Source organism: Acinetobacter sp. MYb10, assembly GCF_002980175.2.
GTDB lineage: Bacteria > Pseudomonadota > Gammaproteobacteria > Pseudomonadales > Moraxellaceae > Acinetobacter > Acinetobacter guillouiae.
The window spans coordinates 285,086-298,410 of the sequence record NZ_CP058272.1 but is presented as its reverse complement, the minus strand read 5'-3'; the positions used below and the strand labels follow the sequence as shown (position 1 = coordinate 298,410).

Sequence of the window (13,325 nt, the reverse complement as noted above, 5' to 3'; positions counted from 1 at the left end):
GTTAAAAATCAAGCTGTTAAAATTGCTAAAATCGCCTGAACGGGATCTTCACTATTTCCAGCCAAAAGTTGCTTGTGCATGGTGATCAATTGCATCACCTGAATTTGTGCAGTTTCAATATTCATTAATTTTTCAATTTGATTGGCCAAATTTTCTGCTGTGGCATCTTGTTGAATAAGCTCTTGAATCACTTTTTTACCCGCAATAATATTCGGCAATGAATAATACGGAATTTTCACTAAAAATTTAGCAATCACATAAGTTAACCAATTCAACTTATAAAAAGTCACCATTGGGCGATGTAACAATAATGCTTCAAGTGTCGCTGTCCCCGATGCCAAAGCCACAATATTGGCAGCATTCATGACCTGACGGCCAATTTTTGATTCTTTATCAGTATTTTCCAGTAAATGAATTTTTGCAACCAAATCACTTGGATAATGCTTTAATAATTCCTGAATTTGCTGTTTGCGTAAATCATTAATGGCAGGAATCAGGAACTGATAATCTGGATATTTTTGATAAAGAATTTTTGCTGCATCCAACACCAACGGTCCAAGTCGTTCAATCTCACCACGTCGACTCCCCGGTAACAAGGCAATATGCTTTTGACTGATATCTAAACCAAGCTCTTGCTTTGCATCCAAAATTGGATTTTGTAATGGCAATTGACTTGCCAGTGGATGCCCAACAAAGGCTGCTGGCACGTCATATCGTTGATAAAAGCCTTTTTCAAAAGGAAATAGACAAAGCACTAAATCAACACTGGCTTTGATGCCATGCACCCGTCCTTGTCGCCAAGCCCATACAGATGGACTGACATATTGCACCGTTTTAATAGGCAAGTTTTTCTGTTTTATACTTTTTGAAAGGCGTAAGTTAAAGTCTGGCGCATCAATACCGATAAAAACATCTACCGGATTGGCAGACCATCTCTCGACCAAACCATCACGTACTGCAAATAATTTTTTTAAATCTTTAAGCACTTCAACAATTCCCATCACAGATAAAATATCCATTGAATAAAAACTGTTAAATCCTTCTGCAATCATTTGAGGACCACCAATCCCCTCAAATTCAGCATCAATACCCTGTTCACGAAAACGACGAATAAGTTTTGCGCCTAAAGTATCCCCCGATACCTCACCTACGACAATTCCAATTTTAAGCTTTCGATTTTGCAAGATATTCTTCCTGATCAGCACTATAAGTGCATGATAGCATATTCATAGGATTTAATTGTGAATAGTCAAAACAGGATACTGGTATGGCAAATGCGTGAATTTATATAACAATTCATCTAATTTTCTATCGTTATTTTATTTTCTATTTATATTTTCAATTGCACGACTATTGTAAGCTCATCCCACTAACAATAAACTAAGCGATAATTATTATCATTTAAGATAAGCAATGCTGAATTCTCTCCCACACAGTTTTAAGTTCTCTCTTCTTAGTTTAGCGGTATTCAGTGCTCAGCAGAGTTTTGCTGCAGATATTGAAAATCTACCCACGATTTCAGTTCAAGCCACAGCTGATCAAACTGAATTAAGCTCTGAACAATCAAAATCTTATATCGTTAAAAAATCTGCAAGCGCTGCCAAGCTGAGTATTCCTGTTAAAGAAACACCACAGACAGTGAATGTTGTGACACGTCAGCAATTAAATGATTTTGCACTCAATAGTGCACGTGAGGCTCTAAGTAATACACCTGGTATTACTGTCAGCAGTCAAGAAACCGAACGTTCAACCTACACTGCTCGTGGTTTTGAAATCTCAAATATTTTAACTGATGGCGTCGGCTTCCCTTCTAGCAGCTACAATTATAATAATACCAACCCTGATACATATTTTTATGATCGTATTGATGTGATTAAAGGTGCAGATGCCTTAACCAATGCTTTTGGTGATCCAAGCGCAACAATCGATTATATCCGTAAGCGTCCTACCCAAGAATTTCAAGCCAATGCTGGGCTAAGTTATGGCTCTTGGAATACCCAACGCTATGAAGCAGATGTTTCAGGTGCATTAAACAAAGAAGGCAGCATCCGCGGACGTTTGATGGGTTATGAACAAACTGGAGATTCTTATCTAGACCGCTATTCATCCGAGAAAAATGGATTTTCTGGCATCATTGATGCGGATTTAAGTGATAGCACATTATTGACAGTCGGTTATAGCCAACAACAAAACAAACCTAATGCAAATAATTGGGGTGCTTTACCACTTCTCGGTGCAGATGGAAATCAACTTTCTTATAACCGAAATTATAATCCCAATCCAGATTGGGCCTATTGGGACAATAAGTCACAAAATGCTTTTGCTGAGCTAAAGCAAAAAATTAATGATAAGTGGACAGCAAAGCTTAGCTATAATTATACCCAAACCGATCACAACAGTAACTTACTCTATTATTTTGGTTACCCTGATCAAAATGGAGCAGGTGTAGCCCTTACCGCTTGGGGCGGTAAAGAAAGTCTAAAAAGACATTTTGCTGACTTAAATCTACAAGGCTCTTATTCATTATTTGGTCGAGAACACGAAGCGACACTGGGTTATAGTTATCTACAAAGTAAACAATATGATCAACAAACTTCAGGTATGATCAATGATATTAATATCTACAATGATTACTCCCAAGGTTATTTACGTCAGCTCACCACAAACTGGGCAAGCTGGACACCCCAATCAGTAACTTGGTCTGCTTTTAGTGATGCTGCAAACTATACTCAAAAGCTCAATTCTGTATATGCTGCAACACGCCTACACTTAAACGATGATTTAAAACTTTTACTCGGTTTAAATTATGTTCAAGCTAAAAGTGAAGGTGAAAGTTATGGTTCATCAATGGCCTATGATGAAAACAAAGTATCTCCTTATGTTGGCATTACCTATAACTTTAACCCTGAATACACGGGTTATCTAAGCTATACCTCTATTTTCCGCCCACAATCTGGATTAGGTACTGATAATAAAGCACTCAAACCAGTTGAAGGCGAAAGCTATGAGGCAGGTATTAAAAGTTCATGGCTAGATGACAAACTCACTGGAACTTTGGCGGTGTTTCGTACAGAACAAAGTAATTACCCATTACGTAACTCTGACGGAAACCCTCTCAATCGAAAAGTTGAAACCAGTGACTTACGTTCTCAAGGGGTAGAAGTTGGACTGGCTGGACAATTAACAGATCATTTAAATCTGACATTCGGTTATAGCCAATTTAGTTTAAAAGATTTAAAAAATGGTGGAGAGGCACGTACTTACAACCCTAACCAAACCATTAATCTTTTAACCACCTATACTATTCCAGCTATACCTAAACTGAAAATTGGCGCAGCGTTACAATGGCAAGATGCGACCAAGCTGTATGACTCTTCTGTAAAGAGTACAATTACCCAAGATGCTTATGCTTTAGTGAATTTGATGGGTAGCTATGACTTGAATAGGCATATTTCGCTACAGGCAAATGCAAACAATGTGACAGACAAAAAATATTTATATAGCTTCCCAGATGGTCAGGCTTTTTATGGCCCATCTGCAAACTATAGTGTTGCTGTAAAATTTAAATACTAATCTGAATTCGCCTTAATCTTTTAAGATTAAGGCGTTTTCAATTGCAAGAAAGTGATCGTTATGCAGATTGTGCTCTACCCTTTATCAGTGCTCTATCGTTTTATACTGGCTTTTGGTATGGGCTATGTGTGCAGTTATTTAGTATCCTTAGCTTTAATTGATGTGTTTTATCCTTATTTTGCCAAAGCTGAATCTATTTACTTGGCGGCATTTAGCGCACTTATTTTTTACATTATTTTTGTGATTCTAAGCTTTTGTATACATTCTTTAAAAAAACTTACGCTGATCAGCCTAGCTCTGGTCGCTACTTTTTTCCTATTTTCCAAGTTTATAGGTTAACTCATGCATAAATCTGTTCGTCAATCTATGGCATGGTTACACTCTTGGATCGGGCTTACCTTCGGCTGGCTGTTATTTGCAATTTTTTTGACGGGTTCTGCAACATATTATCGCCATGAAATTAGTATGTGGATGCAACCACAATTCGCAAGTATGCAAATCAAACAGGAATCCGCTATACAGTCTGCATTTGCTTATTTGCAAAAAAATGCGCCAGATGCAAAAAGTTGGTATATCGGTGTTGCAAACCAGAATACCCCTGCAAATAAAATTTATTGGCAAAAAGCAGATGGTGGTTATGAAAGTAAAACTTTAGATGCCAATACAGGTAAAGAATTGAGTCTTTCTGCCACACAAGGCGGTGATTTCTTTTATGGGTTTCATTATCAGCTTTATGGAATGCCTTATTCGATTGGGCGTTTGATTGTCACCTTTGCAGCGTTAATTATGTTTATAGCCTTGATTTCAGGCATTATTACCCATAAAAAGATATTTACCGATTTCTTTACCTTAAGAACATTTAAAGGTCAGCGTTCATATTTAGATTTTCATAATGTAAGTTCGGTAATCGCATTGCCCTTTTTCTTAACCATTACATTTACCGGCTTAGCGATCTTTTTCTATCTGCTTTTCCCCGCAGGGATGAAAAAAGCCTATCCAGATAATCCATATCAGTATTTTGATGAAATTCGTCATGTTTCAACTGCAAACAAGGCTCAACAAGCACAGCCGAAGAATATGTTATCTATTCAACATTTCCTGCAACAAACCCAACAGCAATGGGGAAAAACTAATATTGATAACATTACCGTAGATCAACCCAATACACAGCTTGCCAAGCTCACGATTACTGCCTTAGAAGATCATTCGATTACACGTAATCAAGCACAACTTAGCTTTAATGGCGCTACTGGTGCTTTAATTGGGAATACTCGTAATAACAGTGCAATTGCAACATTAAATGCCAGTATGTATGGGCTGCATATGGCGAATTTTGCCCAACCTTTATTGCGTTTAGGCTTGTTTTTCTCTGGTCTTCTGGGCTGTGCAATGATTGCTTCGGGCTTATTGCTCTGGAGTTTAAAACGACAATTACAGAAGAAAAATGATCATTTTCACTTTGGGCATTATCTGGTAAATCGACTCAATACCACGATGATTATTGGTTTACCCGTTGCGATGTTGGGTTATTTATATGCCAATCGTTTTGTGCAACTTCAAGCAGATACACCGAATTATGAAGTCTATACATTTTTCACTTTATGGTTATTCAGTTTTATAATTGCGCTCTGCACAAAACAACAATATCTCTGGAAAACTCAGCTCAAGTTGCTGATTGCCATGACATTAGCCTTGCCTATTTTAAATGTCTATTATCTAATTTCTAATCAATATATTCATTCATTACAGGACTATTGGTTATTTTTACGTGTGGACTTAATGATCTGGTTATTTGCCATTTTAGCGATTTTTTTACATCAAAGAATCACACCGATTCAAAACAAAGCTGTGGCGAAGATCAAGAAAAAACTGGAACAAAAATCAGCGCAGGAGTCTGTGTCATGATATTGGCATTTGCATTTCTGCTGATCCTGATTGCCAGTTATAGCTTGTATTTGATCAGCTCAAAGCAGATCACCAAGACTCAGAAAAGTAAATTGTCTGTTTTAGCGCAACATGTGAAATTGGTAAAAGTTATCTCGTTTGCGTTGATCATCTTGGCTTTATTTTTATTCAGTTTAAATTATGGCAATAGCATCTCTTTTGTGGCCTTATGCATACTGAGTAGTCCAATACTGTTTGGATTGATACTCTTTGTCAATGATTTAAAACCTAAAATAAAAAAGTAGACATCTAGCGTTTTAACACAGCTCTAGACTCAATTAAATTTAAGTTTAGATAATTTTCAGCATAATCGTGCTCATTCCTATCAAAAAATGGAAGCTTATCGCTTCCATTTTCAACAGTTAAACATTAAATTCAATATGTTTTCCTGTGGGAAGCTCTACATCAATGCGAAGCTTCCCTCCCATTGCTTCAACATATTTCTTTATTGTTGAAATTTTAAGATCATGACCACGATTTTCAATTGCTGAAAGTGAAGGCTGCTTGATTCCAAGTATCTCAGCTAATTCTTTTTGCGAAATCTCTAATTCTTCTCGAATAAGATGCAGCTGCGTTTGTAAACGTAGTTCATCAGCCATTTTTTGAATTCGGTCTTGACTCTCTGGAGAGCGACCAGCCAATAGTTCCTGTAAGATTTTAGCCATTAGATTGATCTCCTAGGGTTGAAAGATGAAGTTCGTATTGCTGTTCTGCAATATCTAACATCTCTTTATAAAAACGCTTTTTACCGCCCTTATTACCAATACAAAGCACAATAGCCTGTCGTAATGGATCAAATATAAAAAAGGCTCTTAGTGGTTTACCTCTATGCTGAACACGTAATTCTTTCATGTTCGTGAATTTCGAGTCATTTACGGTATCAACTAAAGGGCGACCTAAACTTGGCCCCAGCTGTTGTAGAACGACCAATGCAGCTAAGACTTTTTCCTGTGTTGAATCATCTTGCTGTTCAAGCCATTCATTAAACAAATCCGTTGTAATGACTGTCCACATGCGAAACCTAGAAATATAGACTGTAATCTATATTTTAATATAGTACTTATAGAAAGGCAAAGTTTCTTTTAAGAATTGAACGCTCATGTAAAAAACATTCGAGCAGTGTTTTTACTTTCTTATGATTGTTAAAGTGTTAGAAGATTAATGTTCAATTTACGATTAGATTGCCAAAGTACAATAATTTTTTAATTATCTTTGGCTATACTATAAATCGTTTTTATTCGATATAAATAACTGGTGTAATTTCCACGAAAACTATACAATCTACATTACCCCACTATTCTCCCAATTTCTGCTGAATTTGTCTTAAAATAATTTAAGCTGTTCAGGTTGTAACTTCATTTCAATATTTTACAATTTAATCAATCTATAAAATTTCCACGAGGATTTTATGTTGCTGCAATGGTTTGAAAAGTTAGTCGATCCATATCCGTCGAAAGGTTTAAACGAACCATTACCCACCAAGTTCTTTCCATTTGTTTGGCAAGCTGCGACTGGTGTTAAGCGTTATTTATTGATTTTAATATTATTAACTGCTGCAACAGCAAGTTTTGAAGCTTTATTTTTTTCACAAATTGGACATTTAGTCGATTGGTTGACACAGTCTAAACCTCAAGACTTTTTAGTAAATCATCGTGAAAATTTGATCTTTTTAAGTTGTATTTTATTGGCAAATATCTTTTTTGCCAGTATGCAATCCATTATCAGACATCAGATTTTATACAGTAGTTTTCCAATGCGTTTACGTTGGAGATTTCATAATCTAATGCTACGCCAAGGCTTAGACTTCTTCCATAATGATTTTGCTGGACGTTTATCAGCCAAAGTCATGCAGACGGCGCTAGCGGTACGTGAGTTTTGGGTGATTTTGGGCGACATGGTGACTTATGTTGTCATCTATTTCATCACCATCAGCATTGTATTGGGATCAATTTCTCCTATTCTATTGATTCCACTTTTATTATGGTTGGCGTTGTTTGTTAGTGCAGCCTTATATTACATTCCAAGATTAGGACGAATTTCCAAAGAACAAGCCGATGCACGTGCGGTGATGACTGGACGTGTAACCGATGCCTATACCAACATTCAGACAGTAAAACTTTTTGCGCATGCAGGCCGCGAAAGCCAGTATGCAAAAGAGTCAATGAAAGAATTTATGCGTACAGTGTTCAAACAAATGCGTTTAGGCACTGCATATGAACTTTGCATCAATTTGCTAACAGCCGTTTTATTCTTTGGGGTATTAGGTACTGCCGTTTGGTTATGGTTACAGGGTCAAGCAGCGATTGGTGTGATTGCAGCAACAACAGCCATGATTCTTAAACTTAACAGTATGGCTGAGTTTATGATGTGGCAAACTTCTGCCCTATTTGAAAATGTCGGAACAATTCAAGATGGTATGCAAACTTTAGGTCGTCAGATTAATATCCAAGACAAAGAAGATGCCAAACCACTTGTTGTGACTCAAGGTAATATTAAATTTAGCGATGTCACATTTGCTTATAACAGCAAAAAAGTCATTGATCACTTTAATTTAAACATTCAACCGGGTGAAAAAATTGGGATTGTTGGACGTTCAGGCGCGGGAAAATCTACATTAATTCAATTACTTTTACATTTTTACACCATCAATAATGGAAAAATTACCATTGATGGTCAAAATATTGAAGAAGTCACTCAAGATAGTTTAAGAAAAAATATTGCGCTTGTGACCCAAGATACCTCTTTATTACATCGTACAGTTGCGGAAAATATCAAATATGGTCGTCCTGATGCGACTGATGAAGAAATGTATGAAGCAGTAAGAAAAGCCAAAGCAGATGAGTTTATTCCGCAACTTTCAGACTTAAGAGGTCGTACTGGCTATGATGCTTATGTTGGTGAGCGTGGGGTAAAACTTTCTGGTGGTCAACGTCAACGTATTGCCATTGCACGTGTATTTTTAAAAGATGCGCCTATTTTAATCTTGGATGAAGCAACCAGTGCTTTAGACTCCGAAGTTGAAGCTGCAATTCAATCGAGCTTAGATGAGTTAATGCAAAATAAAACTGTGATCGCGATTGCTCACCGTCTTTCAACCATTGCTCAAATGGATCGTTTGATTGTGTTAGATCAAGGTCAAATTGCAGAACAAGGTACTCACGAGGAACTGATCGCACAAAATGGTATTTATGCACACTTATGGCATAGACAGACAGGTGGTTTTTTAGTTGAACCTGAACAAAAAGCCTCAGAGGATGAAGATTCAACAGTCAGCACTTCGTGAATAAAGCCTTTAAATAGCCAAATTATAAAAAACCACGTTAAAAATAGCGTGGTTTTTTATTATATAGTCAACCAGACAAAAACTCGGACTCAAGAATATAATTTTTTATAATTAATATTTTAAATTAAATCAATTATATGTAAAAAATTATTTGATTATAAAAAGTTAGCAATGCCACACTTTACTTTTAATATTTTAATCGCTTTGCGTAGGCTATGCCTCACCTTATACTGCAAAATAGCACTCTTGCGCTTTCCGCTTACTTATCCAAATAAAACAACAACTCTTCCTTATAAATCAATAATTAAAAACAAAAAAGCTGCCTTATATAAAGACAGCTTGTTATTTAAATCTAGCCAATCAACGCTATTTTAAATGATTAATACCAATTCATTAACGAAACACCTAGACCGACATAAGTCGCGCGGTGATTATAATCAATTAAGCTTTCGCCATAACCATCAAACAATTGAAAATGTCCACGTAACTTGCCCTTAATTGGAAATGCCCAATCAAATTGCATTGCACCATGCGAGTCATCCCCACCTTTTAAAGAGTGACGTAGCATCAAAGAAAAATCATTGTCATTCCAGCGATAGAATGCGGTCAAATCACCACGACCGATATAATTTTTAATATCAGGGTTATTGTCATCCTGAAAATCTTCTTCAATGCGATACCACGGACGTACCATTAAGGCAAAATTATCTTTTTCAAAACCAAGATTTAAAATGACCCTATTCCAACTACGTGATAGCGGATCAGAACGTCCGTTTGACTGATGATTCAAAGTCAGACCCAGTAAGCGACCATTTAAACCTAATAAATTATAATTGGTTCTAAAAATCAAACTCGCTTCAGGTTCGTAATTTGTTTCACGAAATGGACGAGACTCTTCACTGTTATAAACTTGCCAGCGAGAAGATTGGGTATAACCGACCCAAACATCACCATTGTTCCCAAACAGATTTTCGGCAGCTTTGGTTTTTAAAGAAATCTGAAATTTAGCTTCCATTGACTTTAAATTTTGATCTTCATCCACGGTGTTTTGAGGATTTGGACTTTGTGGAAATTCATTTTTCTTGCTGGTCCAAAATGCAGGAAGTAAATATACAGGTTGGTTCGCTCGAATATTCCACGTACCTAATTTACTGTCTTGAGAAAGCTCCCAACGTCGATCAAGTAATGAGGTATTCGGATCAATTTTATCACCATGAATCGCAAATAAATTTTCTGCTTTCTGGGTGATTTTATCTTTGAGGGTTTCAGGTTCAACATCGGCTTTTTGAATATCTAAGGCAGCACGTTGCTCTGACACCAAAACTTGCGGAGCAACTGTAGGTATTTTAAATATTTTATCGTAACAAGCCAAACGGTCAGCATTAGATTCGAGTGCAACACAGGCTTGCGTACTTGCAGGATTCACTTGTACAGTATCATCTGCATGTGCAATGGTCACCAAACCAAAACTGAGCATCATTAAGATGCTCAGATTCAATGGTGTACGTTCAAAATTTTTGAACGACATAGAATTCTCCAGAAAGAATTTATAGGGTTAATTTACTTTCTTAATTTCAAAACCTAATTGTTCCAACACTTCTTTTTTGGCAACTGGAGCGACTACAGCTCTTACAGGCTTTTGCTCAAGTAAATAAGTTTGTGTGACACGCTTAAGGTCATCAATAGTAACGTTTAATAAGCGCTCGCGTAATTGCTTTCTAAACGCAGGTGTACGTCCATGAAGCAATGCATAACATGCAGTAATGGCTTCACCTGCTGGTGAACCTGGTTTATCCATACTAGAGACCAGACCAAGAATGGCTTCTTCAAGCTGATAATCATGCTGCTCTTTGTTTAACAACCAATCTAAACTTGCTTCAAAGTCTTGGAAAGTTTCTGCAAGGCGTGGATCACGATAACTATAGAATCGGAACGAGCAAGCATTGCCATCATAACTTGCACCCCCACCATATGCACCACCCTTTTCACGAATAGCACTATGTAGGAAACCATTGCGTAAATAGCCTGCAAGCACCATCAACGGCGCTGCATCTGGATGGGCAACATCTACAGCTTGGTAAGCAGAAGCACAAAATTGAACATTGGCTTGAATTAACCAAGCTTGATCTGCATTGCTCTCATCCATAGCCACTTGCGTTAAATAGACAGGAGATTGATCAACTGCAAGTTTATCCCAAACCGTTTGCACTTCTTCAACTAAACGCTCTGAATGATGCTCTTCACACACCAATAAAAATTGTTTTGGTGCAAGCATTAAGCCTTTATGAATTGATTTTAACTCATCTATAAACGCATCATATGCCGCATCATCTTTTTCAATTTTTGCGATCAAATCACCTAGCCAATTCAATGCGCCTAGGCCTGTATTGTCATAATCGCGTTTTGCCAACGCACTCATATGACGTGAGGCAATTTGCATTGCATAACTATGTCCAGAACCCGATAAACGAGAAGCCCAACGTGTTTTACGTTGTTGTAAAAGTTCGATAATACGATCTTTTTCATCAAAACGTAGTTGCTCAAAAGCCAATTTAAGCAACTGAATTGCATCAAACTTATCCGTTAAAGATTTGGTTGTTAAGGTCAACCATGCACTAATTTGACCTTTGTCATCGGTTTTAGAACGAAGTGAAGCGCCCATTCCCAAACCGCCACTGACTGCCGTCTGTAACTGTTGAAGTTCAAGATAATCATATTCTCCCGCACCGACTTCTCCCATGAGAACAGACAGTAAGTTAAAATAAGGCGATTTTACAATTTGATCTGGTATTTGAATCAATACTTGTTGGTAGTAAATTCCATTTGTACCTGCATGGTACAGATTTAATGGTGTATCTACCCCATTGCAAATCACTTCACGCAATTGGCCTTGAACAATGGCCAATTCAGCTGGAATGTCTTCCAAACCAACTTTAGGTAATAAGCTCAAATCATCTGGTGTTTCTTGACGAATTTTTAAAGCTTCTGTCTGGGCGATAATTTCAGCTTTATCTGCTTCTGACAAAGCCTCACCAATTTTCGCCAAACGTGCTTTTTCATCTTCTGCTTCTTGAGCAGATTTATTTGCATCTGGAACTAAAGTCATTTGTACACGATGCGGGTTATCCAATAAATGAACTTGAATCAAGTTGGATAACCACATCGGATCTTTGAGTTCTTCTTTTACTTCTGCAATGGCAGTATCTACATCCCAAGCATGGATTGGATCATTATGATGAATTGCATTGCCCAAACCATTGAGGATCAGTGTTAAACCATACGGCGTACCATCACCACTGATTTCACGTTGATGTAATTCAATTTGATGCAAAATTGCATCAACCATGTCTTTATCGATAGGCTTAGAAGCAACATCTTGAAGAATATTAAGCACGCCATTTTTAAATTCTTCAGTATGCTCAGGATTTGAACCTTGAACTCCACAATAGAACGTCATTTCATAGTTAGAATCATCTACACCCATGATTGGACCTGTAGACTGTGCATAACCACATGTTTCTAAATAATGGCGCAACGGCGAAGCAGAGTTTTCTAAAAGAATTCCTTCAACCAAACGCATACCCAAGCGAAGTTTAACATCACTGGTTTTTGGCAATAACCAAGACAAAATATGATAAGTCTTGTCTGTTAAATCTTCTGCATCAACAGCATAGGTTTCTTGTACTTCAATCGGAGCTGTTAGTCTCTGCTCTTCTTTAGAGTAAATCGTTTCACCTTTGCTGAATTTAGACAGCGCCAACTTTTCAAATTGTTCTTGCAGTTTATAAGCAGGCTCATCACCAAAAGTCATAAATACTGCATTACTCGGATGATAATGTGATTTGTAAAACGCCACTAACTCATCATAAGTTAGGTCAGGAATATCCTTCGGATCACCACCAGAATTATAATGATAGGTTGTTTTCGGGAACAAATGATGCGCAAGCTGATGATAAAGCTGATCTGACGGTGAACTCATTGCCCCTTTCATTTCATTAAATACCACGCCTTTATAAACAGGCTCACCATTTTCCAGCTCAATACGAATACCTTCTTGAGCAAAATCCAATGGATTTAAATTGGCCGCAAAAGCCGCGTCCAAATAGACTTCCAAAAGGTTTTGGAAATCCTTTTTATTTTGGGTTGCAAATGGATAAGCGGTCCAATCAGCTGCTGTAAACGCATTCATAAAAGTATTTAATGAACGACGAATCATCAAAAAGAATGGATCACGTACTGGGAATTTCTCTGAACCACACAATGCTGTATGTTCAAGAATATGTGCCTCACCTTTGGAATCCATTGGTTGAGTACGGAAAGCAACAAGGAACACATTTTCGTCGTGATCAGTTGCTAAATGGTAGTGCATTGCACCAGTCACTTTATGTTTATATTCAGACACTAAAATGTCTAAAGCTTCTACATGGTGTTGACGTACCAGCTGAAACGCAGGATGAACAGTTTGAGATAAGGTTTCAGTGACATCTACAGTCATGCGATCTCCAATATTAAATGTTTATCTATA

General features: G+C 37.2%; 10 protein-coding genes. 5 read left to right on the top strand and 5 right to left on the bottom strand.

Going from position 1 to position 13,325, the window contains the following annotated elements:
- Nucleotides 1–8 precede the first annotated feature (8 nt).
- Nucleotides 9–1,184, bottom strand: coding sequence for a lipid-A-disaccharide synthase (lpxB, locus tag CQZ96_RS01380; protein WP_056511715.1), 1,176 nt, complete (start codon nucleotides 1,182–1,184; stop codon nucleotides 9–11).
- 229 nt (nucleotides 1,185–1,413) lie between these two features.
- Here lpxB and CQZ96_RS01375 point away from each other — a divergent pair, with 229 nt between their 5' ends.
- From CQZ96_RS01375 to CQZ96_RS01360, 4 genes are read left to right on the top strand one after another with little or no spacing between them, the layout of a single operon-like run.
- Complete coding sequence (locus tag CQZ96_RS01375) at nucleotides 1,414–3,573, top strand: TonB-dependent siderophore receptor (RefSeq protein WP_105712466.1); 2,160 nt, start codon at nucleotides 1,414–1,416, stop codon at nucleotides 3,571–3,573.
- 60 nt (nucleotides 3,574–3,633) lie between these two features.
- Nucleotides 3,634–3,912 (top strand): hypothetical protein, encoded by a 279-nt coding sequence (locus tag CQZ96_RS01370; RefSeq protein ID WP_056511720.1) that lies wholly within the window; start codon nucleotides 3,634–3,636, stop codon nucleotides 3,910–3,912.
- A gap of 3 nt (nucleotides 3,913–3,915) precedes the next feature.
- Nucleotides 3,916–5,478, top strand: a complete 1,563-nt coding sequence (locus CQZ96_RS01365; protein ID WP_105712465.1) for a PepSY-associated TM helix domain-containing protein — start codon at nucleotides 3,916–3,918, stop codon at nucleotides 5,476–5,478.
- On the top strand, nucleotides 5,475–5,762 hold the full coding sequence (locus tag CQZ96_RS01360; RefSeq protein ID WP_105712464.1) for a hypothetical protein: 288 nt from the start codon (nucleotides 5,475–5,477) through the stop codon (nucleotides 5,760–5,762). The genes CQZ96_RS01365 and CQZ96_RS01360 overlap by 4 nt, the downstream gene beginning before the upstream one ends.
- Nucleotides 5,763–5,879: 117 nt before the next feature.
- Here CQZ96_RS01360 and CQZ96_RS01355 read toward each other — a convergent pair whose 3' ends face one another.
- Complete coding sequence (locus tag CQZ96_RS01355) at nucleotides 5,880–6,182, bottom strand: helix-turn-helix domain-containing protein (RefSeq protein WP_105712463.1); 303 nt, start codon at nucleotides 6,180–6,182, stop codon at nucleotides 5,880–5,882.
- Nucleotides 6,175–6,531, bottom strand: coding sequence for a type II toxin-antitoxin system RelE/ParE family toxin (locus tag CQZ96_RS01350; protein WP_004719695.1), 357 nt, complete (start codon nucleotides 6,529–6,531; stop codon nucleotides 6,175–6,177). The genes CQZ96_RS01355 and CQZ96_RS01350 overlap by 8 nt, the downstream gene beginning before the upstream one ends.
- A gap of 397 nt (nucleotides 6,532–6,928) precedes the next feature.
- Between CQZ96_RS01350 and CQZ96_RS01345 the strand changes: the two genes are divergently transcribed.
- On the top strand, nucleotides 6,929–8,800 hold the full coding sequence (locus CQZ96_RS01345; protein WP_171287879.1) for an ABC transporter ATP-binding protein: 1,872 nt from the start codon (nucleotides 6,929–6,931) through the stop codon (nucleotides 8,798–8,800).
- Nucleotides 8,801–9,179: 379 nt separating this feature from the next.
- Here the strand turns inward: CQZ96_RS01345 and CQZ96_RS01340 are convergent, their stop codons facing one another.
- Together CQZ96_RS01340 and CQZ96_RS01335 are read right to left on the bottom strand one after the other, a co-directional pair.
- Nucleotides 9,180–10,328: a phospholipase A gene (locus CQZ96_RS01340; protein WP_105712461.1), complete on the bottom strand. Its 1,149-nt coding sequence runs from the start codon at nucleotides 10,326–10,328 to the stop codon at nucleotides 9,180–9,182.
- Between the two features lie 27 nt (nucleotides 10,329–10,355).
- Nucleotides 10,356–13,295: an insulinase family protein gene (locus CQZ96_RS01335; protein ID WP_056511732.1), complete on the bottom strand. Its 2,940-nt coding sequence runs from the start codon at nucleotides 13,293–13,295 to the stop codon at nucleotides 10,356–10,358.
- Nucleotides 13,296–13,325 lie beyond the last annotated feature (30 nt).

Coding starts and splice junctions, on each gene's coding strand:
- CQZ96_RS01340 (WP_105712461.1), bottom strand. CDS start 10,328: ATGTCGTTCAAAAATTTTGAACGTACACCATTGAATCTGAGCATCTTA.
- CQZ96_RS01355 (WP_105712463.1), bottom strand. CDS start 6,182: ATGGCTAAAATCTTACAGGAACTATTGGCTGGTCGCTCTCCAGAGAGT.
- CQZ96_RS01370 (WP_056511720.1), top strand. CDS start 3,634: ATGCAGATTGTGCTCTACCCTTTATCAGTGCTCTATCGTTTTATACTG.
- CQZ96_RS01360 (WP_105712464.1), top strand. CDS start 5,475: ATGATATTGGCATTTGCATTTCTGCTGATCCTGATTGCCAGTTATAGC.
- CQZ96_RS01335 (WP_056511732.1), bottom strand. CDS start 13,295: ATGACTGTAGATGTCACTGAAACCTTATCTCAAACTGTTCATCCTGCG.
- CQZ96_RS01365 (WP_105712465.1), top strand. CDS start 3,916: ATGCATAAATCTGTTCGTCAATCTATGGCATGGTTACACTCTTGGATC.
- CQZ96_RS01375 (WP_105712466.1), top strand. CDS start 1,414: ATGCTGAATTCTCTCCCACACAGTTTTAAGTTCTCTCTTCTTAGTTTA.
- CQZ96_RS01350 (WP_004719695.1), bottom strand. CDS start 6,531: ATGTGGACAGTCATTACAACGGATTTGTTTAATGAATGGCTTGAACAG.